The organism is Halopseudomonas oceani (assembly GCF_002903165.1).
In the GTDB taxonomy this organism is placed as follows: domain Bacteria; phylum Pseudomonadota; class Gammaproteobacteria; order Pseudomonadales; family Pseudomonadaceae; genus Halopseudomonas; species Halopseudomonas oceani.
The window spans coordinates 1-20,638 of record NZ_PPSK01000017.1 but is presented as its reverse complement, the minus strand read 5'-3'; the positions used below and the strand labels follow the sequence as shown (position 1 = coordinate 20,638).

At 58.3% G+C, this 20,638-nt stretch carries 19 protein-coding genes, 1 other RNA gene and 1 pseudogene; 8 read left to right on the top strand and 13 right to left on the bottom strand.

All coding sequences use genetic code 11. The features are described from left to right. Positions 1-48: 48 nt before the first annotated feature. Positions 49-678 carry a 23S rRNA (uridine(2552)-2'-O)-methyltransferase RlmE gene (rlmE, locus tag C1949_RS15085; RefSeq protein ID WP_104739302.1) on the bottom strand — a complete coding sequence of 210 codons (630 nt, stop codon included), beginning with the start codon at positions 676-678 and terminating at the stop codon, positions 49-51. Between the two features lie 77 nt (positions 679-755). Here rlmE and C1949_RS15080 point away from each other — a divergent pair, with 77 nt between their 5' ends. Beyond that, a complete protein-coding gene (locus tag C1949_RS15080) occupies positions 756-1,070 on the top strand; it encodes a YhbY family RNA-binding protein (RefSeq protein WP_104739301.1) in 315 nt (104 codons plus the stop codon). Between the two features lie 32 nt (positions 1,071-1,102). Here the strand turns inward: C1949_RS15080 and C1949_RS15075 are convergent, their stop codons facing one another. The 4 genes from C1949_RS15075 to carA are packed head-to-tail and all read right to left on the bottom strand — an operon-like array spanning position 1,103 to position 6,389. Further along, positions 1,103-1,531, bottom strand: a complete 429-nt coding sequence (locus C1949_RS15075) for a DUF4149 domain-containing protein (RefSeq protein ID WP_104739300.1) — start codon at positions 1,529-1,531, stop codon at positions 1,103-1,105. After that, the gene (gene greA, locus C1949_RS15070) at positions 1,528-2,001 is read right to left on the bottom strand and encodes a transcription elongation factor GreA (protein WP_104739299.1); all 474 of its coding nucleotides are present in this window, start codon (positions 1,999-2,001) and stop codon (positions 1,528-1,530) included. Before greA ends, C1949_RS15075 begins: the two co-directional genes overlap by 4 nt. 3 nt (positions 2,002-2,004) lie before the next feature. Further along, positions 2,005-5,220 (bottom strand): carbamoyl-phosphate synthase large subunit, encoded by a 3,216-nt coding sequence (carB, locus tag C1949_RS15065; RefSeq protein ID WP_104739298.1) that lies wholly within the window; start codon positions 5,218-5,220, stop codon positions 2,005-2,007. 32 nt (positions 5,221-5,252) lie between these two features. Then, positions 5,253-6,389 (bottom strand): glutamine-hydrolyzing carbamoyl-phosphate synthase small subunit, encoded by a 1,137-nt coding sequence (gene carA, locus C1949_RS15060; RefSeq protein ID WP_104739297.1) that lies wholly within the window; start codon positions 6,387-6,389, stop codon positions 5,253-5,255. 364 nt (positions 6,390-6,753) lie between these two features. Between carA and C1949_RS15055 the strand changes: the two genes are divergently transcribed. Then, positions 6,754-7,530: a hypothetical protein gene (locus tag C1949_RS15055; RefSeq protein WP_104739296.1), complete on the top strand. Its 777-nt coding sequence runs from the start codon at positions 6,754-6,756 to the stop codon at positions 7,528-7,530. Between the two features lie 61 nt (positions 7,531-7,591). Here C1949_RS15055 and dapB read toward each other — a convergent pair whose 3' ends face one another. The 4 genes from dapB to grpE all read right to left on the bottom strand — a co-directional run bounded on the left by dapB (position 7,592) and on the right by grpE (position 12,255). Beyond that, positions 7,592-8,398, bottom strand: a complete 807-nt coding sequence (gene dapB / locus C1949_RS15050) for a 4-hydroxy-tetrahydrodipicolinate reductase (RefSeq protein ID WP_104739295.1) — start codon at positions 8,396-8,398, stop codon at positions 7,592-7,594. 14 nt (positions 8,399-8,412) lie between these two features. Beyond that, complete coding sequence (dnaJ, locus tag C1949_RS15045; RefSeq protein WP_104739294.1) at positions 8,413-9,549, bottom strand: molecular chaperone DnaJ; 1,137 nt, start codon at positions 9,547-9,549, stop codon at positions 8,413-8,415. Between the two features lie 122 nt (positions 9,550-9,671). Next, on the bottom strand, positions 9,672-11,591 hold the full coding sequence (dnaK, locus tag C1949_RS15040; protein WP_104739293.1) for a molecular chaperone DnaK: 1,920 nt from the start codon (positions 11,589-11,591) through the stop codon (positions 9,672-9,674). 88 nt (positions 11,592-11,679) lie between these two features. Next, a complete protein-coding gene (grpE, locus tag C1949_RS15035; RefSeq protein WP_104739292.1) occupies positions 11,680-12,255 on the bottom strand; it encodes a nucleotide exchange factor GrpE in 576 nt (191 codons plus the stop codon). 229 nt (positions 12,256-12,484) lie between these two features. Here grpE and recN point away from each other — a divergent pair, with 229 nt between their 5' ends. Then, on the top strand, positions 12,485-14,158 hold the full coding sequence (gene recN / locus C1949_RS15030; protein ID WP_104739291.1) for a DNA repair protein RecN: 1,674 nt from the start codon (positions 12,485-12,487) through the stop codon (positions 14,156-14,158). A 52-nt stretch (positions 14,159-14,210) separates the two neighbouring features. On the opposite strand, the gene fur is transcribed toward recN, so the two are convergent. Then, positions 14,211-14,621 (bottom strand): ferric iron uptake transcriptional regulator, encoded by a 411-nt coding sequence (fur, locus tag C1949_RS15025; RefSeq protein ID WP_104739290.1) that lies wholly within the window; start codon positions 14,619-14,621, stop codon positions 14,211-14,213. A gap of 124 nt (positions 14,622-14,745) precedes the next feature. Here fur and C1949_RS15020 point away from each other — a divergent pair. Next, a pseudogene (locus tag C1949_RS15020) lies at positions 14,746-15,099 on the top strand (outer membrane protein assembly factor BamE); the annotation flags it as partial. Between the two features lie 100 nt (positions 15,100-15,199). Here the strand turns inward: C1949_RS15020 and C1949_RS15015 are convergent. The 3 genes from C1949_RS15015 to C1949_RS15005 are packed head-to-tail and all read right to left on the bottom strand — an operon-like array spanning position 15,200 to position 17,349. Beyond that, complete coding sequence (locus C1949_RS15015) at positions 15,200-15,511, bottom strand: RnfH family protein (RefSeq protein ID WP_104739288.1); 312 nt, start codon at positions 15,509-15,511, stop codon at positions 15,200-15,202. Next, positions 15,504-15,938, bottom strand: coding sequence for a type II toxin-antitoxin system RatA family toxin (locus tag C1949_RS15010; protein ID WP_104739287.1), 435 nt, complete (start codon positions 15,936-15,938; stop codon positions 15,504-15,506). The genes C1949_RS15015 and C1949_RS15010 overlap by 8 nt, the downstream gene beginning before the upstream one ends. Before the next feature lie 7 nt (positions 15,939-15,945). Beyond that, the gene (locus C1949_RS15005) at positions 15,946-17,349 is read right to left on the bottom strand and encodes a sodium-dependent transporter (RefSeq protein WP_104739286.1); all 1,404 of its coding nucleotides are present in this window, start codon (positions 17,347-17,349) and stop codon (positions 15,946-15,948) included. Positions 17,350-17,495: 146 nt separating this feature from the next. Here C1949_RS15005 and smpB point away from each other — a divergent pair, with 146 nt between their 5' ends. The 4 genes from smpB (at position 17,496) to C1949_RS14985 (ending at position 20,541) form a co-directional block, all read left to right on the top strand. Next, positions 17,496-17,978, top strand: coding sequence for an SsrA-binding protein SmpB (smpB, locus tag C1949_RS15000; protein WP_104739285.1), 483 nt, complete (start codon positions 17,496-17,498; stop codon positions 17,976-17,978). A 208-nt stretch (positions 17,979-18,186) separates the two neighbouring features. Next, positions 18,187-18,542: a transfer-messenger RNA gene (ssrA, locus tag C1949_RS14995) on the top strand. Between the two features lie 166 nt (positions 18,543-18,708). Further along, positions 18,709-19,947 (top strand): tyrosine-type recombinase/integrase, encoded by a 1,239-nt coding sequence (locus tag C1949_RS14990; RefSeq protein ID WP_104739284.1) that lies wholly within the window; start codon positions 18,709-18,711, stop codon positions 19,945-19,947. A 36-nt stretch (positions 19,948-19,983) separates the two neighbouring features. After that, entirely contained in the window at positions 19,984-20,541 is a 558-nt protein-coding gene (locus C1949_RS14985; protein WP_104739283.1) for a hypothetical protein, read from the top strand. Positions 20,542-20,638 lie beyond the last annotated feature (97 nt).

Genomic DNA, 20,638 nt, shown 5'->3' with positions numbered 1-20,638 from the left:
CTCACTGACCGCCGCAGCGGGCTCCGGTTCCGGCTCGCGGAAATCGCATCACCCCTCGCCGCCCTTGTAACCACGGGCCAGCAGATAGGTTTCACGCGAGCGCCCACGCGACGCATCGGGCTTGCGCGTTACCAGCTTGTCAAACTGTCCACGCATCTCGCGAAAGTATTCGTCAAAGCCTTCACCGTGGAACACCTTGATCAAAAAGTCCCCACCGGGACGCAACACACGCCCAGCCATGTCGAGAGCCAGCTCGCACAAATACATGGCCCGAGGCTGATCAACCGCGGGCGTACCACTCATATTGGGGGCCATATCGGAAATAACAAGGTCCACCTGGGAATCGCCGATTGCAGCCAGAATAGACTCGAACACCGCATCCTCGGTGAAGTCCCCCTGAATAAAGGTCACATCAGGAATACTGTCCATGGCCAGGATATCCGAGGCAATGATCCGCCCCTTCTCGCCAATCAGGCGGGAGGCGACCTGCGACCATCCTCCCGGCGCAGCGCCGAGGTCAAGTACCGTTATCCCCGGCCTGAGAATACGGTCACGCTCCTGAATCTCCAGCAGCTTGTAACTGGCGCGCGAGCGATAGCCATCCTTCTGGGCCTGTTTTACGAACGGATCGTCAAAGTGCTCTTTGAGCCAACGCTTGCTTGTCTTGGACTGTGCCACGGAATACCTCGTGCAGCGGGCCACGCCGCCGGTTAAACTAGTGCATCAACACTCATTGAATCTTCATACGGAACATTATGGCGCTCAGCTCCGCACAGAAAAAAGACCTCAAACGCATCGGCCATCATCTCAAGCCGATCGTTATCATCAGCGAACAGGGCGTCAGTGAAGGCGTTCTGGCCGAACTGGACCGCGCTCTGAACGACCACGAACTGATCAAGATCAGAGTTACCGTCAGCGACCGCGATGCCAAACAGGCACTGATCGCCGAGGCCTGCGGCCAAACAGGCGCAGAACTGGTCCAAGTGATTGGCAAGATGGCGATCCTGCTGCGCAGGGCCAAGAAGCCCAACGCCAACCTGTCCAACCTGAAGCGCTTTCAGGGGCTCTAAAAAAGCAACGGGGCCACTCGGCCCCGTTTGCCTTACTTCTCGCCCGTTGACTCATCCGGTCGCGGCTGCACTGCCAGTACCAGTCCGGCAAACGCCACTACCAGGTAACTGATCATCGCCATCAGCGGCTGACCGACTTCGCGAAACAGAAAAAACGCGCCCACCGCTACGATCGCCAACACCATCACCTGAGCCCGCAAATCCTGCCAGATCGCGCTACGCATGCGCAGTGCCAGCAAAACCAGCTGCGCCAAGATAGCCGCCGCACTAAGGCCCAGCACCGCCGGCCGCAACATAGCTGCGGCGTCATCCACCAGCAGCGGCGCCAGCCCGGACTGCTCCAGCGCCGGTAGAAAAACAAAGTGCAGACTCCAGACCGAACCAACCCAGAGGGTCAGCAACAGCTGCCAGGCCACGCGACCACCATCACGACGATCGCTACCGACAGCTGCCCGGGTCACAGGTGCTGGACCTCGACAATTTCGTACTCAACCACGCCACCCGGCGTCTTCACCGCAACGATCTCGCCTTCTTCCTTGCCGATCAGAGCGCGGGCGATAGGCGAATTGACCGACAGCTTGCGCTGCTTGATGTCCGCTTCGTCGTCACCAACGATCTGATACACCACCTCTTCATCGGTATCGACGTTGGCGATGGCTACCGTGGTTCCGAAGATGACCTTGCCGGTATGCGGGATGGTGGTCACGTCGATCACCTGCGCATTCGACAGGCGACCTTCGATGTCACGGATACGGGCCTCAACCATACCCTGCTGCTCACGGGCAGCATGGTACTCGGCGTTTTCCTTCAAATCGCCCAGCTCACGCGCCTCGGCAATAGCCTGAGTGATCTGCGGACGCAGCTCACTCTTAAGGTGCTTGAGCTCGGTTTCAAGGGCTTCGGCGCCCTGTTTGGTCATTGGATACTTCATGACTCAGATACCTTTGTGCAGATCCTGGAGGCGACGCACTGCGCGCTCCGGGCCGAATTTCAGAGCGGTACAGACAGCCTCACCGCCCGCTAGCGTAGTGGTCGAGTAGACCTTGTGCTGCAGTGCATTGCGACGGATGGAGTAGGAGTCCGCAATGGACTGCCGGCCTTCAGTGGTATTGATGACCAGATCGATCTCGTCGTTCTTGATCATATCCACAATGTGCGGGCGACCTTCAGTCACCTTGTTCACACGACGAACCGGCAGATTGGCGGCTTCAAGCACCTTGGCGGTACCGGCGGTAGCAACCACCTCAAAGCCCAGCTCAATCAGATCACGAACGACATCAACCGCGAACGGCTTGTCGTCTTCGCGCACACTGATGAATACCGTGCCACTGGTCGGCAGCACTTCACCGGAGCCCAGCTGGGACTTGGCAAACGCCTCACCAAAGCTGTCACCAACCCCCATGACTTCACCGGTAGACTTCATTTCCGGGCCGAGAATCGGGTCAACACCCGGGAACTTGGCGAACGGGAACACCGCTTCCTTGACGCTGAAGTACGGCGGCACCACCTCTTCGGTGAAACCCAGCTCCTGCAGCGTCTTGCCTGCCATGACACGGGCAGCAATCTTGGCCAGCGACTGACCGATGCACTTGGACACGAACGGCACCGTACGGGAGGCGCGCGGGTTAACCTCAATGACGTAGATGGTCTCGCCCTGCACCGCCATCTGGACGTTCATCAGGCCGACTACGCCCAGCTCCAGTGCCATCTTGCGCACCTGCTCGCGAATGTCGTCCTGAATATTCGCCGGCAGCGAGTACGGCGGCAGTGAACAGGCAGAGTCACCGGAGTGCACGCCGGCCTGTTCGATGTGCTGCATGATCGCGCCGATCACCACATCCTTGCCGTCGGATACCGCATCAATGTCGACTTCGATCGCGCAATTGAGGAAGTGATCCAGCAGTACCGGGCTGTCGTTGGACACCTTGACCGCTTCACGCATGTAGCGCTTGAGCTCTTCTTCCTGGTAGACGATTTCCATCGCCCGGCCGCCCAAAACATAAGATGGGCGTACCACCAGCGGGTAACCAATACGCTTCGACAGCGCCAGCGCTTCGTCTTCGCTGCGCGCAGTGGCGTTCGGCGGCTGACGCAGGGCCAGGCGCTCGACCATCTGCTGGAAGCGCTCACGGTCTTCGGCGCGGTCGATGGCCTCAGGACTGGTACCAATGATCGGCACACCCGCTTCTTCCAGCGCGCGAGCCAGTTTCAGCGGGGTCTGACCGCCGTACTGGACGATCACACCCTTGGGCTGCTCGACGCGGACGATCTCAAGCACGTCTTCCAGGGTCACCGGCTCGAAGTACAGACGATCAGAGGTGTCGTAGTCGGTTGAGACGGTTTCCGGGTTGCAGTTGACCATGATGGTTTCGTAACCATCTTCACGCATCGCCAGCGCGGCGTGAACGCAGCAGTAGTCGAACTCGATACCCTGGCCAATGCGGTTCGGGCCACCACCGAGCACCATGATCTTGTCACGGTCGGACGGATTGGACTCGCACTCTTCCTCGTAGGTCGAGTACATGTACGCAGTGTCGGTAGCGAACTCTGCCGCACAGGTGTCAACGCGTTTGTAGACCGGCAATACATTCAGCTTGTGGCGATGGCGACGCAGGTTCTTCTCACTGACAGCCAGCAGCTGCGCCAGGCGCAAGTCGGAAAAACCCTTGCGCTTGAGGCGGAACATCAGGTTGTAGTCGATATCCGCCAGCCCCAGCGTTTTGACTTTCTCTTCGTCTTTGATCAGATCTTCGATCTGCACCAGGAACCAGGTATCGATCTTGGTCAGATCAAACACCTGCTGCAGCGTCATGCCAGCGCGGAAGGCGTCAGCCACGTACCAGATGCGGTCAGCACCGGGCACGGTCAGCTCACGGGTCAGCTCGGTCATCACGTCATCCGCAGCCGGATCGACCTTAGGGTCGAAGCCGCAGACACCCACTTCGAGGCCGCGCAGCGCTTTCTGTACGGATTCCTGGAAGGTACGACCGATTGCCATGACCTCACCGACAGACTTCATCTGAGTCGTCAGACGCGCGTCAGCGTTGGGGAATTTTTCGAAGGCGAAACGCGGGATCTTGGTCACCACGTAGTCGATGGACGGCTCGAAGGACGCCGGCGTACGACCACCGGTAATGTCGTTCTGCAGTTCATCCAAGGTATAGCCGACAGCCAGCTTGGCGGCGATCTTGGCGATCGGGAAGCCGGTTGCCTTGGAAGCCAGGGCGGACGAGCGAGACACCCGCGGGTTCATTTCAATGACGACCATGCGGCCAGTATCCGGGCAGATACCGAACTGCACGTTAGAGCCGCCGGTTTCAACACCGATTTCACGCAGCACCGCCAGCGAGGCGTTACGCATGATCTGGTATTCCTTGTCGGTCAGCGTCTGCGCCGGAGCGACTGTGATGGAATCACCGGTGTGCACACCCATCGGATCGAAGTTTTCAATCGAGCAAACGATGATGCAGTTGTCCTTTTTGTCGCGGACCACTTCCATCTCGTACTCTTTCCAGCCGATCAGCGACTCGTCGATCAGCAGCTCATTGGTCGGCGACAGATCCAGACCACGGTTGCAAATTTCTTCGAACTCTTCGCGGTTATAGGCAATACCGCCACCGGTGCCGCCCATGGTGAAGGACGGACGGATGATGCACGGGAAGCCAACCTGCTCCAGCACGCCATAGGCTTCAGCCATGCTGTGCGCGATACCGGAACGCGGGCACTCAAGACCGATAGCCTTCATCGCCTTGTCAAAGCGTGAGCGGTCTTCTGCCTTATCGATGGTATCGGCATTCGCACCGATCATTTCCACACCGTACTGCTCCAGTACGCCGTGCTTTTCCAGATCCAGCGCACAGTTGAGCGCGGTCTGGCCGCCCATGGTCGGCAGCAGCGCGTCCGGACGCTCCTTCTCGATGATCTTGGCAACCGTCGGCCATTTGATCGGCTCGATATAGGTCGCGTCGGCCATGGCGGGGTCGGTCATGATGGTCGCCGGGTTGGAGTTGACCAGAATGACGCGGAAACCTTCTTCCTTCAGAGCCTTGCAAGCCTGGGCGCCGGAGTAGTCAAACTCACAGGCCTGACCGATAACGATAGGGCCGGCGCCGAGGATCAGAATGCTTTTAATGTCTGTACGTTTTGGCATAGTCGTTTACAAATCCTAGGGTGTACCGGGGTTCAGGCGCGTTTTTTCATGGCGTCGATGAAACGGTCGAACAGCGGTGCCACATCGTGCGGCCCCGGGCTCGCCTCAGGGTGCCCCTGGAAGCTGAATGCCGCTTTGTCGGTGCGCTCGATCCCTTGCAGGGTGCCGTCGAACAGCGACTTGTGGGTCGGTCGCAGATTGGCTGGCAGGCTGTTCTCGTCAACCGCGAAGCCGTGGTTCTGGCTGGTGATCATCACCACCCCGGTATCCAGATCCTGGACCGGGTGGTTAGCACCATGATGGCCGTGCCCCATTTTCACCGTCTTGGCGCCGGAGGCCAGAGCCAGCAGCTGATGACCGAGACAGATACCGAACACCGGAATGTCGGTCTCCAGAATTTCCTTGATCGCGGCGATGGCGTAGTCGCACGGCTCCGGGTCACCCGGCCCGTTGGACAAAAAGACACCATCCGGGTTCAGCGCCAGCACCTCGGAGGCGGGCGTCTGTGCAGGCACCACCGTCAGGCGGCAACCGCGAGCGACCAGCATGCGCAGAATGTTGAACTTCACACCGTAGTCGAAGGCAACAACGTGATGAGGCAGATCGGCGTCGCTCAGCTCAGGATGGCTGTCGGTCTCGAGATTCCAGACGCTGGAGCGCCACTGATAACGTTCCTTGACCGACACTTCCTTGGCTAGGTCCATGCCCTTAAGGCCCGGAAAGCTGCGCGCCAGCTCAAGTGCCTTTTCCTCGGAGATATCATCGCCAGCCAGCAGACAACCATTCTGTGAGCCCTTCTCGCGCAGGATACGCGTCAGGCGGCGAGTATCAATGCCGGCGATGGCGACAATATTGTTATCCCGCAAATACTCATCCAGCGACTGCTTGCAGCGCCAGTTACTGGCCAGCAATGGCAGGTCACGAATAACCAGACCGGCCGCCTGGACGGCGTCGGACTCAACATCCTCAGGGGTAACACCGGTATTACCGATGTGCGGGTAGGTCAGCGTCACGATTTGACGCGCATAGGAGGGATCGGTAAGGATCTCCTGATAACCGGTCATGGCCGTATTGAACACGACCTCGCCAACACTGGAACCGTCGGCGCCGATGGACTCACCACGAAAAATGCTGCCGTCGGCGAGTGCGAGAATGGCTGGCTTGGACAAGAAAACCTCCGAAAGAACTGACACATTTCACCAAACGCGGGCTGCACAAAAGCGGGAATGTAGTGCTGAACACAACATCCCGCTTGCAAAGGCATTGTCAGATACGCGCTGAATAGACAGATTAGCGCAATAGTTTAACCACTTGAGGTCAAAATATCCACACCGCAACCGCCCCTCACGCACCAACAAGGATCACCACCACAGCCCTGCAATCTCTTCATTCTTAAACAACTCTGTGTTACAACAGCCGCTGAAGACCGACGGGCAGGAGCCCGCAGCAGACGGCGCAGACCGTCAAACCGGGCGCCTCTCAGCCCCCGGCATACACAAGAACAAGACAAAAAAGGACTCGGGGACTCTCACCATGCCAACGCTCTTGAAACGCCTGCTGGTGCTGCCACTGCTGCTCATCGCCTCACTATCCCATGCCGATCCGCAGCAGCTACAACAACTGCACGAATTCCGCAGCGAAGCCTTCAAGGCCGGAACCTACCTGCTGATCGACAACAACCTCTACGAACGCGTTCGCGAACCCGGCAACCGCGAAATTTACAATGGCGCGCTGCAGCAGATGGACTCACTGCTGCGCCAGATGAACAACCCGGGCAACCTGCGCCAACTGTACAGCGACTTCGTTAAGCTGATTCGCGAACTTGAGGACCTGCCCGATGGCGAGGAGTACTACAGCCTGGCCACGGTGAACCGCATCATGATGGCGCACGGCAAGCTCGAGAACGCCGCCGCCGAACTGTACGAAGCCGAAGTCCCGGGCAGCCCGGCCAACCTGGTCGCCCTGCAGCGTCAGAGCATCGATATCAGCCGCATCCTGCTGCTGTACGAGAACAACATGTTCAGCTCCGTTGGCGTGTACTTCCTGCCGAGTAGAGAGGGTCTGTTCGGCGAACTCGACACCCGAATCAGCGAGGGCTCAAATCAGCTCAAACAGCTCATGCCGGATCACAAGGACACCTTTGATCGACTGGACAAGCAGTACAGCTTCATCCAGCCGCGCCTGATCAACTACCATTCTGACTGGGTACCCACCATCGCCGCGTTCTACCTGACCAAAAACACCCAGACCCTGGACGACCTCTCCCGCGAGCAAGCAAGCCTCGCCGAGGCCAGCGCCAGTACCAACTGAGTTTTCCGGCACAAAAAAAGGGTGGCCAGTTGGCCACCCTTTTTTTGTGCCGAACTCGCATTCAGCCCTTCAGGCCAAGCACGTCCTGCATATCAAACAAACCCGCAGAACGGCCATCCAGCCACATAGCTGAGCGGACCGCTCCCTTGGCAAACGTCATCCGACTGGACGCCTTATGGGTAATCTCAACGCGCTCACCCTCGGTCGCAAACAACACAGTGTGATCACCAACCACGTCACCGGCGCGAACCGTCGCAAACCCGATGGTCTTGGGATCACGCGCACCGGTCTGCCCTTCACGCCCATAGACCGCGACATCGGAAAGATTGCGACCCAGCGCATCGGCCACGACCTCACCCATGCGCAGCGCCGTTCCGGAGGGAGCGTCGACCTTGTGACGGTGATGCGCCTCAATGACCTCGATATCAGCATCATCCCCCATCACCCGCGCAGCCATGTCCAACAACTTGAGGCAAAGATTGACACCAACACTGAAGTTGGGCGCAAAGACAATTGAAATATCCTTTGCCGCCTCTGCCAACACCGCCTTTTCCTCTTCAGAAAAGCCGGTGGTACCGATCACCATCGACTTACCTGCAGCACGGCAGACCTGAAGATTGACCAGCGTCGTCGTCGGATGAGTGAAATCAATCAATACATCGAAGTCATCAACCACTTGCTTGAGATCACCACTGATCGCAACGCCCAGGCGGCCGACACCGGCCAACTCACCCGCATCAGCGCCCACCAGCGAGCTGTCAGGACGCTCAATCGCCGCCGTCAGCGCAGCGCCCTCAACCTGACCAATGGCTTCGATCAGCGTCTTGCCCATGCGCCCGGCAGCGCCAATTACCGCAATCCGTCTCATGTTGCGCCCTCGGCTCAGAATTTCATGTCTTCGAAGAAGTTCTTCACACCGTCGAACCAGCTCTTGGCCCGCGGCGACTGACTGGAACCCTCTTCCTCAAGAGTCTGACGCAGCTCCTCTAGCAGCTCGCGCTGACGCTTGGTCAGATTCACCGGGGTTTCTACCACCACACGGCACAACAGGTCGCCGGCCGAACCGCCACGCACTGGCGTAACGCCCTTGCCACGCAGGCGGAACAACTTACCGGTTTGCGCCCCTTCCGGGATCTTCAACTTGACCCGGCCATCCAGGGTCGGCACTTCCAGCTCGCCACCCAGCGCCGCGTCGACGAAGCTAATCGGCACTTCACAATAGAGATTCTTGCCATCACGCTGGAATATCTTGTGCTCACGCACCGAGACAACCACATACAGGTCGCCTGCCGGCCCGCCATTGACGCCAGCCTCACCCTCACCAGCCAGACGGATACGGTCACCGGTATCAACACCAGCCGGGACCTTGACCGACAGATTCTTTTGCTTCTCGACGCGACCGTTGCCGTGACAATCCTTGCACGGATCGGTGATCATCTTGCCGGTACCATGACAGCGCGGGCAGGTCTGCTGCACCGAGAAGAAGCCCTGCTGCATACGCACCTGACCATGACCACCACAGGTGGTACAGGTTGTCGGTGTGGTGCCCTTCTTGGCACCGCTGCCATCACAGGTTTCACAGGCAACCAGCGTCGGCACACGAATGGTTACCGTAGTACCACGCACAGCCTCTTCCAGGTCCAGCTCCAGGGTGTAGCGCAGGTCACTGCCGCGCTGGACACTGGAACGACCACGACCACCGCCGCCACCAAAGATGTCGCCGAACACGTCACCAAAAATATCGGAGAAGTTGGCACCGCCGCCAAAGCCGCCAGCACCACCGCCCATATTCGGATCCACGCCGGCATGACCATACTGGTCGTACGCTGCGCGCTTGTTGGCGTCGGTCAGAACTTCATAGGCCTCGGTCGCTTCCTTGAACTTCTCTTCCGCATTCTCGTCATCCGGATTGCGATCCGGATGGTATTTCATCGCCAGGCGGCGATAGGCCTTTTTCAGCTCGGCCTCGCTGGCGCCCTTTTCGACACCCAGCACTTCGTAATAATCACGCTTGGACATGTGTTCGATTTCCCTCAGAGAGACACTCGGCACAAACGGCAACGCGGGAGAAGCTCCCGCGTTGCCTGGCAGAGTGGTCGGACCGCACGCGAACGTACTGCCCGAACCGGTTCATCAAGGACTTACTTGTTGTCCTTGACCTCTTCGAACTCGGCATCGACCACGTCATCGGCATCATTGCCGGACTCGGCACCTGCCGCCCCTTCGGCCTGACCCGCCTGAGCCTGCTCCGCGTACATCTTCTGAATCAGCGGACCGGATGCTTCAGACAACGCGTTGATCTTGGCCTCGATCTCTTCCTTCTCACCGGTCTTGATCGCCGCTTCCAGATCAGTCAGCGCCGTTTCAATGGCCGCCTTCTCTTCGTCAGTCGCCTTATCACCCGCCTCGGTCAGCGTCTTGCGAGTAGCGTGGACCAGTTGATCGGCCTGATTGCGCACTGTCACCAGCTCTTCAAACTTGCGATCTTCCTCAGCATTGGCCTCGGCGTCGCGCACCATCTTCTCAATTTCATCGTCCGACAGACCGGAGGACGCCTTGATCACGATGGACTGCTCTTTGCCAGTCGCCTTGTCTTTGGCAGACACGTTGAGAATACCGTTGGCATCGATGTCGAAGCTGACCTCAATCTGCGGCACACCACGCTGCGCCGGCGGAATGTCAGCCAGATCGAAGCGACCCAGTGACTTGTTCTGAGTCGCCTGCTTACGCTCACCCTGCAGCACGTGAATAGTCACGGCAGTCTGGTTGTCGTCAGCAGTCGAGAACACCTGCGACTTTTTGGTCGGGATGGTGGTGTTCTTCTCGATCAACGTGGTCATCACGCCGCCCATGGTTTCGATACCCAGCGACAGCGGGGTAACGTCCAGCAGCAACACGTCTTTAACGTCACCAGCCAGAACCGCCCCCTGAATGGAAGCACCGATGGCAACCGCTTCGTCCGGGTTAACGTCCTTGCGCGGCTCTTTATTAAAGAACTCGGCAACGGTTTTCTGAACCAGCGGCATGCGGGTCTGACCACCAACCAGAATCACGTCGTTGATGTCAGACACATCCAGCCCCGCATCCTGCATGGCGATGCGGCAAGGCTCGATGCTGCGCTTGATCAGGTCCTCAACCAGCGACTCCAGTTTGGCACGGGTCACCTTGACGTTCAGGTGCTTCGGACCGGACGCGTCTGCAGTGATGTACGGGAGGTTAACGTCAGTTTGCTGGCTGGAAGACAGCTCGATCTTGGCCTTTTCGGCCGCCTCTTTCAGGCGCTGCAGGGCCAGCGGATCGTTGTGCAGATCAACGCCGTTTTCTTTCTTGAATTCGTCTGCCAGATAGTCGATCAGACGCATGTCGAAATCTTCACCACCCAGGAAGGTGTCACCATTGGTAGCCAGCACTTCGAACTGGTGCTCACCATCAACTTCGGCAATTTCGATAACGGACACGTCGAAGGTGCCGCCACCCAGGTCGTACACAACGATGGTGGAATCGCCACGCGCCTTGTCCATGCCATAGGCCAGAGCGGCTGCAGTGGGCTCGTTGATGATCCGTTTGACTTCCAGACCGGCGATACGACCAGCATCCTTGGTGGCCTGACGCTGACTGTCATTGAAGTAGGCCGGAACGGTGATAACCGCTTCGGTAACCGGCTCACCAAGGTAGTCCTCGGCGGTCTTCTTCATTTTCTTCAGTACTTCAGCAGACACCTGCGGCGGAGCCATCTTCTCGTCATTCACCTGAACCCAGGCGTCGCCGTTGTCAGCCTTGACGATCTTGTACGGCACCAGTTTGATGTCCTTCTGAACGACGTCTTCTTCGAAACGACGACCGATCAGGCGCTTGACCGCGTACAGGGTGTTCTGCGGGTTGGTAACCGCCTGACGCTTGGCCGACTGGCCAACCAGGGTTTCACCATCGTTGGTGTAGGCGACGATCGACGGAGTGGTACGACCACCCTCAGCGTTCTCGATCACCTTGGCAGAACCGTTTTCCAGAATAGAGACACAGGAGTTGGTGGTCCCCAGGTCGATACCGATAATCTTGCCCATATGTTTCTCTCCAAGTCGTGCTACCGCGCTCAGTCAGCGGCATTGTTTATCTGTGCATGAGCCCTTGATGGGGGCTGCAAAATCAATTTCAAGCCTGCTCGTCAATCGAGGGTGCCGCGCCAGCCGCAGGCGCCTTGCTGACAACTACCATGGCCGGACGCAGCAGACGCCCGCTCAGGGTGTAGCCCTTCTGAAACACCTTGAGCACGGTATTGGGCTCAACGGCGGTGCTTTCTTCCATCGCCATGGCCTGATGCAGCTCAGGATTGAAGGGTTCGCCCTCGGGCAGAACCGGCACTACCTGGAATCGCGCCAGGGTGTCGGCAAACATCTTCAGGGTCAGCTCAATGCCTTCGCGCATCGGCTTGATCGCCGGATCATCCGCACTGGAAAGCTCCAAACCGCGCTCCAGACTGTCGACGATCGGCAGCAGGTCATTGGCAAAACGCTCCAGCGCAAATTTGTGCGCCTTCTCCACATCCTGCTCGGCCCGACGACGTGCGTTCTGCACGTCGGCAGCAGCCCGCAGAGCCTGATCCTGAGCGGTAGCCAGCTGTTCCTCCAGACTTGCTACACGCGCTGCAAGATCACCCTCGGGAGTCGCAACGGTCTGATCAACCATGTCGTCCTGATCCTGCAGATCCGGTCTCTGTTCCTCTGCCATGTCTTTCTCCTGTCATAGGCTGGGCGTGTGTTTGCGCGCAATCGCTGTACACGCAGTCAATATCGAACGACCGGTGCAACCGATCGGGTCTGGCAACCTATATGGGGACTGTCCACACGGCTTCAAGGGTCAATTTGCACAGGGATACAACAGAGGCGGGAGGGACTTGTCGTCCCGAAGCGAACTACTGTATAAACAACCAGAACAATTTTCTTCAGGAGCACGCGCCATGCTGGTCCATCTCGCGGTCAATAACTACGCCATCGTCGACAACCTTGAGCTCGAACTGGGTGGCGGCATGAGTGTAATTACCGGCGAAACCGGGGCCGGCAAATCCATCATGCTCGATGCACTCGCCCTGACTCTGGGCGACCGGGCAGACAGCGGCGCGGTGCGCCCCGGTGCGGACAAAGCCGACATTCTTGCCACCTTCGACATTCGCGACATCCCGGAAGCCCGCCAATGGCTTGCCGAACGCGACCTTGCACAGGACGACGAACAGGTCATCCTGCGTCGGGTGATCACCGCTGAAGGTCGCTCGCGCGGCTACATCAATGGCTCCCCCTGCCCCCAGCAGGATCTGCGCGCCCTTGGTGAAATGCTGATAGACATACACAGTCAGCACGAACACCAGTCACTGCTGAAAACCGATACCCACCGCCGCCTGCTAGACGAATACGCCGGCGCCGGCGAGCTGGCGCGCCAGGTGCAGCTTGCCGCCCAACGCTGCCGTCAAACGGAAAAAGCGCTGCGCCAGGCCAGCCAGCAGAGCGAAGATCAGGCAGCACGCCAGCAATTGCTCACCTACCAACTGGACGAACTGGACAACCTCAGCCTGCAGGATGGCGAACTGGACGAGCTGGAAGCAGAACAGCGCCAACTGGCCAGCGCCGACCAGATCCTGCATTCCTGCCAGCAGATCATCAACATCTGCAGCGAAAACGACTCCGGCAGCGTCCTTGAAGCGCTCACCGCCAGCCTAGGCAGGCTCGACGCATTCAAGACTCACAGCAGCCAACTGGGCGAAGCCAGTGACCTGATTGCCAGCGCGCAGATTCAAATTGAGGAAGCCGTTGGTGAGCTGACCCGCTACCTCGATCACTTCGAGGCCGACCCGGAACGCCAGCAGTATGTGGAGGAGCGTCTGAGCGCCATCTTTGAATTGGCCCGCAAGCACCGCGTCCAGCCACAGGAGCTGCCCGCGCTGCAGCAACAACTGATCGACGAACTGGAAGGCCAGCAACAGCAAGCCGCCGACGCCGAGCGCCTGCAGGAAGAACTGATTGCCTACCAGGCCCACTTTCGCCAACTGAGCGAAAAGCTATCAGCGCAACGCAGCAAGGGCGCAGCCAAACTCGCCAAGGCAGTAACCCAGGAAATTCAACGCCTCGGCATGCCAGGCGGACGCATTGAGCTGCAGCTGACTCCGCTGGACGCAGACAGCTACCCAATTACCGGACTGGAGACCGTCGAGTTCCTGGTCAGCGCCAATCCGGGGCAACCCGCCAAACCGCTGGCCAAGGTTGCCTCAGGTGGCGAACTGTCTCGTATCAGTCTCGGCATTCAGGTCATCACCGCGCAGACCTCGCGCGTCCCGACGCTCGTATTTGATGAGGTGGATGTCGGCATCGGCGGTCCAACTGCCGAAATCGTCGGACAATTGCTTCGCCAGCTCGGTGCTCGCGGCCAGGTACTGACCGTCACCCACCTGCCACAGGTCGCCGCACAGGGCCATCAGCACTTGTTTGTACGCAAGCAGCAGACACGCAACAGCACCCGCACCTGCATCGACCAGCTTGACGACAACGCCCGCGTACAAGAGGTCGCCCGCATGCTTGGCGGCGTCGACCTGACCGACGAATCGTTGGCCCACGCCCGCAAACTGCTTAGCGTCACGCACTGAATAGCCATAAAAAAACCGGGCAGAGCCCGGTTTTCTGGCACAAGATCAGCGCTTACTTACCGCCGGCCTTGCGTACATAAAGCACCAGATTATGGTCGACCAGCTCATAACCGTGCTCTTTGACAATCTCGCGCTGACGCCGCTCGATTTCAGGGTCGAAGAACTCGACCACTTCGCCAGAGTCGACACAGACCATGTGGTCGTGATGCTCACCATCAGCCAGTTCAAACACGGCGTGGCCGCCGTCGAAATTGTGGCGCACTACCAGTCCGGCAGCTTCAAATTGCGTCAACACGCGATAGACAGTAGCCAGGCCAACGTCTTCGCCCGCCTCCATCAACGCCTTATAGACGTCCTCAGCGCTCATGTGGCGGTCGCTTGAACCGTCGAGCATTTGCAGGATCTTAACCCGAGGCAGAGTCACCTTCAGGCCAGCTTTGCGGAGTTCTTGATTTTCAACCATGTCACTATTCTCGTTCAGCGCTTCGCAGGGCGGGATGAGTCGGGTATGATCGTGGCAATACAGCCATTCCAAAGATAGCGGATGTTAGCACGTGACGCGAAAAAGCTTTAATCGAATCCTTTTCATGCTGTTATGCAGTGTCTCTATCGGTCTTCTCGGAGGCTGTGGCTTCGTCCCCGGCATCTACAAGATCGACATCCAGCAAGGCAACGTAGTCACTCAGGAAATGGTTGACCAACTACGCCCTGGCATGACCACCCGCCAAGTGCGCTACATCATGGGCACCCCACTGATTCAGGACACCTTTCACCCCAATCGCTGGGATTACCTGTACAGCCTGGAGTCCGGCCACAGCGAGCGTGTACAGGAGCGCATCAGCCTGAACTTTGAAGACAACCGTCTGGTTGGTCTGTCCGGCGACTTTATGCCGGGTCAAAGCCAGGACGAGGAAATCATGAATTCTGACACCGTCGAAACCTACCCGGTTGACCTCGGCCCGCCGCTCGGCACCGGCGAGTAAGCGACAATCCGGGGAAGCCACCTGCGCTTCCCCGCTCTACTCTTCTCTACTTCACTTCCTACTCGTCAGCTTTTGCAGCCTTGGCCTTGGCCGCGCGCTGCTTGCGAACTTCTTTCGGATCGGCAATCAGCGGACGATATATCTCAACCCGCTCTCCCGATTGCAGCACGCGCTCAGCAGGTTTGGGCACGGCCTTGCCGAAAATACCCAACGGAGCGCTATCGATATCCAGCTCGGGAAAGTGCTGATCAAGGCCCGACATTCGCACTGCATCAAGCACGCTGGTGCCCTCTGGCACATTGAGCGTCACGATCTTTTGCTTGTGCGGCAGCGCATAGGCCACCTCCACCACCATAGTCTGCTCAGCCACCCCAAGTCTCCTTGGCGCGCTCACAGAACGCATCCACCATCGCGTTGGCAGCCTGATTGAACAACGGCCCCAACGTCGCCTTGACCAGAGCTCCGGCATATTCGAAATGCAGGTCCAAAGTAATCTTGCAGGCGGAATCGCCCAGCGCCTTGAACTCCCAGGCACCACGAAAATCGCTGAACGGGCCATCCACAAGGCGCAGCGTGATGCGCTCCCCCGGCACCAGGGCATTGCGGGTAGTAAAGGCCTGACTCATACCGGCCTTGGCAATGTCCAGACGGGCACACATCTCGGTGTCGGTCTCACTGAGAACGGTCGCACCGGAGCACCAAGGCAGAAACTCTGGATAATGTTCCACCCGGTTAACCAGGTTATACAGATGGCTCGCAGGGTATGGCAGCAGAGCCGAGCGCTGAATGTGGGTCATGCAATCTTCACTTGGTCAGTTCGGTAACGAGGATAATCAGGATCCCCGTCGGGGCCACATAGCGTAACAGCGAATAGATCAGCGGGAACAGGCGACGATGCTTGAGTGCCAGCTCATCACGAAATACCTCGCGATCCAGCACCCAGCCCGCAAACAGTACAAACAGCAGCCCGCCGAGCGGTAGCATGATACGACTGGTCAGATAATCGATCGAGTCAAAGAAGGTCATCCCGCCTTCGCTGGTCCAGCGGAACAGGTGCCAGCCATCGGCGTCGGAGACAAAGAAGCGGGCGTCAGCCAACAGGTTAAACGACAACACCGTGCCCAGACCAACCACCCAGCACAGCAGCGCAATTACCGTCGTGATCCAGACCCGGCTACGGCCGGTGCGCTCAACCCAGAACGCGACCGCCGGCTCCAGCATGGAAATCGCAGAACTCCAGGCCGCGACGGTAACCAGCACAAAGAAAACCACGCCGAATAGGTTGCCACCGGCAATATTGCCAAAGGCGATTGGCAGCGTGACAAACATCAGGCCCGGCCCCTCATTCGGCTGCAGGCCCGCCGCAAAGACCACCGGGAACAATGCCATGCCCGCCGTCAGCGCCACGATAGTATCGAGCAACCCGACCGTCAGGACGGTTGACCCGATCGACGCCTTGCGCGGCATATAGGCACCAAACACCATGATCGACCCGACACCCACACTCAGCGTGAAAAACGCATGGCCCATCGCTGCAAGAATGCCATCCGGCACCTTCGCCAGATCAAACTCAAAAAGGAAGTGCACGCCTTCCATGAAGTGCCCCGTTGTCAGGCTGTAGCCTAGCAGCGCCACCAGCAGCACGAACAACATTGGCATCAGAATACGCAACGTGCGCTCAAGCCCGGCCACCACACCTCGTGCGATAACCCAGCCCGTCAGTAGCATGAACAGCGAATGCCAGACCGTAAGCCGCACCGGATCACTGACCAGACTGTCAAAACGCTGGCCAGCCCCATCACCATTGATGCCGGCAAACTCGCCGCGCAGCATCCCGACGATGTAATCCAGTGCCCAACCCGCCACAACACTATAGAAAGAGAGAATCAATAACGCGCCGGTCATCCCCATCACCGCAGCCCACGACCAGGCCGAAGACGCATTCGAGTAGCGCGCCAGTGTTTTCAGGGTATTGACCGGGCTCTGTCGCCCGCGACGCCCCAACAGGGTTTCGGCCAACATCACCGGCAAGCCGATCAGGCAGATACAGATCAGGTAGACCAGAACAAATGCCCCACCGCCATACACCCCCGTCATGTAAGGGAACTTCCAGATGTTGCCGAGGCCTACGGCAGATCCCGTCGCCGCAAGAATGAAGACCCAGCGGCTAGCCCAGATCCCGTGGATGGAGACAGTGTCTTTGCTCATGAAAATTCCCGGAGTACCCGAAAAAAGGAACGCATTGTCCAGATTTTAACCAGCCACCACAAGGTCAAATCCCTGCGACCAAGAAACGCAGAAGCCTGCAAATCCGTCGATACACTATAGAAAACTACAGGTATACTGGCGCGCCTATGAGCAAGCAAAAGAAATCTCCGGCCAACAGCGGCACCATCGCGCTGAACAAAAAGGCCAAACACGACTATTTCATCGAGCAGCGCTTCGAAGCCGGCATCGCCCTGACCGGCTGGGAAGTGAAGAGCCTGCGCGAGGGCAAGGTGCAGCTGGTTGACAGCTACATCCTGCTCAAGAACGACGAGGCCTTCCTGCTCGGCGCACACATTACACCGCTGAAAACCGCCAGCACCCACGTGGTTGCCGACCCAACGCGCACACGCAAACTGCTACTGCACGCCCGCGAGCTGGACAAGCTGGTCAATGGCGTGCAAGCCAAGGGCTTCGCGTGCGTACCGTTGGCGCTCTACTGGAAAGGCCATCTGGTCAAATGCGAAATCGCTCTGGTACGCGGCAAAAAGGACTTCGACAAGCGTCAGTCCGAGAAAGAGCGTGACTGGGATCGTGAGAAGCAGCGCGTCGTCCGTGAAAACCATCGCTAATTTTTTTTCGAACCCCGGTGAACTTTCCAGCAACCGGCCCGTCATACCTTATGACAGGCTGGTCTGCTCCACCAGCCGGTTTATGGTTTAAAGCATGTAACGCCCTGTACCCTGCTAGTCAGGGTATTTTTTTGCCTGCAGCATGGACGCTGTTACTGCGGGAACCTTTCGCGTACAATCGCGTCTTAGTAACAGACCTGAAAGATTTGGGGCCGATTTGGATTCGACGACGGTTACAAAACTTGAGGGGCATGCCGAGCTGGTAGCAGAACTCGTAAATTCGCTGCTGCAAACTTATAGTTGCCAACGACGACAACTACGCACTAGCCGCTTAAGCCGGCTAGCAGCCTCTAGGGGATGCCTGTAAACCCGAAGATTTGGCTGTCAGATAGAACAGGATCGCCGCCAAGTTTGCTGTAGACGTAACGGCTAAAACTTATACAGCTCGCTCCAAGCACCCTGCCACTCGGGCGGCGCGGAGTTAACTAAGTAGAGATGGCTAAGCATGTAGAACCGATAGCGGCGGACTGGCGGACGGGGGTTCAAATCCCCCCGGCTCCACCAAATGCAAGTTTTCACATGTACCCACATGGCTGAAAACACCCCCTGAAAGCCCGCCCCGTGCGGGCTTTCTTGTATCTACACGTTCCCCAGTAAATCCACACAGCATTGCGCTTCGTGTATCCCTGCTTGTATCCTTTGGAAAAAATTGAACCGCAGGGATACAAACATGAAGCGCAGCGAGATAAGACGCCGCCCCCTGGCAGATACCGTGCTCGCCAGTCTCGAACCGGAAGCGAAGGAATATCGCGAACTGGACAGCGATGGCCTGTACCTCCGCGTGAAACCAGACGGTTCGAAATCCTGGCAGCTGCGCTACAAGAAAGCTGACGGCAAGTGGTCATGGCTCGGATTGGGCGGCTACGGCACCGGCGCCCACCAGCTAACCGGGGAGCAAGCCCGTCGGAAAGTTCGTGAACTGCGCGATAGCACCGGGAAGGACGGCAGCATCTTGGCCACCAAGCGTGCGAAACGCGCCGCCGAAATAGAAGCCGCAAACAACACCTTCGAGCACCTGGCCCGCGAATGGTACGCAGCCAAATCCAAAACCTGGAGTGAAGGCACCGCAGTCCGCACCATTGGCGCACTTGAAAAGCACGTATTCCCCGTATTCGGCAAACGCCCCTACACCGGCATCCTGCCAATGGAATGGATGGAGTTCCTGCGTGCGATGGAGCAAACAGGCATCATCGAGCAGACGAGTCGCGTAAGGGGCATGTGCCGGGAGATCTACGACCTGGCTCGCGTTACCGGCCGGGCCACGCACAACCCACTCGAAGGGCTGCACAAATTTCTCCAGACCAAACCGGTGGAGAACTTTGCTCATGTATCCCCAGAGGAACTCCCTGCCCTGCTGCGAGCCGTTCGCTCGTACCCTCACGCGCCTGATGTACGCATCGGCCTGCAGCTGCTCGCAATGCTCGCCTGCCGGCCATCCGAGCTGCGCGAAGCGCGTTGGGCAGAGTTCAACCTCGACGCGGGCCTATGGCTCATTCCGGCCGAGCGCATGAAGCGCCGCCGTGAGCACCTCGTGCCACTACCATCGCAAGCCATTGCGCTGCTGCGCGAGCTGCATAACATAACGGGTATCGGTGCCCTGCTCTTTCCTGGCAAAGGCCGAAGCACCAAGCCGCGCAGCAACACCGTTTTTCTCATGGCGCTCCGCCGCCTCGGCTATGAAGGCCGTCAGACCGGCCACGGCTTCCGCCACCTGGCCAGCACCATCCTCAACGAAAACGGTTTTGACTCACAGCACGTCGAAGCCCAGCTCTCCCACGTCAAGGAAGGCGTCCGCGGCGTCTACGACAAGAGCACCTATCTGGAACAGCGCAAGGTGATGATGCAGTGGTATGCCGATTACTTGGACAGGCTTGCAGTGAGCAACGTGACAACACTCAAGCGCGCATAGAGGCCCCAGCGCCCCTTTAGACATGGAAGAACATCGATGACTGGAGAGAAACTAGATAGCTCGCCCATACAGTGGGCACCAGGTATGGAGATCACCTCCACGGAGCACTACAACGCTTTAGTCGACGGACTTGCGCAGCGGCTGCTTAGGGATAGCTCTCCGGACCAGTTGGCCGTGATTGCAGCTCAGCATTTGATTTACGCAGATACACTGAGCGAGTCGCTCGTCAGCATTAAAGAGAACATGAGAGCCGCGAACGAGCTCATTGCCAGGCAACGCGAAATAATTGACCTCTTGACGATTGAAAGCAGATCGAAGCTGACAGTGGGCCAAACCGCGCGCATGGCGCGCATCATACTGGATGCCAAAGACAAGCAAAGAGCCAGGAAAGCGGCCTTAGCCAGCCACAAGGAGAATCATGCAAGCAAGGCGAAAGCACTCGCTGACTGGGACGCAAATGGCACTATGTTCAGTAGCAGAAGAGCCTTCGCGGAACGCTGCCACACCCAATATGGCGTGACCAGTAGTGACACCGTTTACAGATGGCTGTTAAAGCACCGCCCAGAAAAGAAAGACAAAGCCTCGCCAACCTGAGTTCAGACGAATGTGTAGTGCGCTAAGCGGACCACGTAGTGCGCTCTGCACACTACGCATAATTCTGTGAGGCGGCTTCTTATCATTCGTCCCGTAC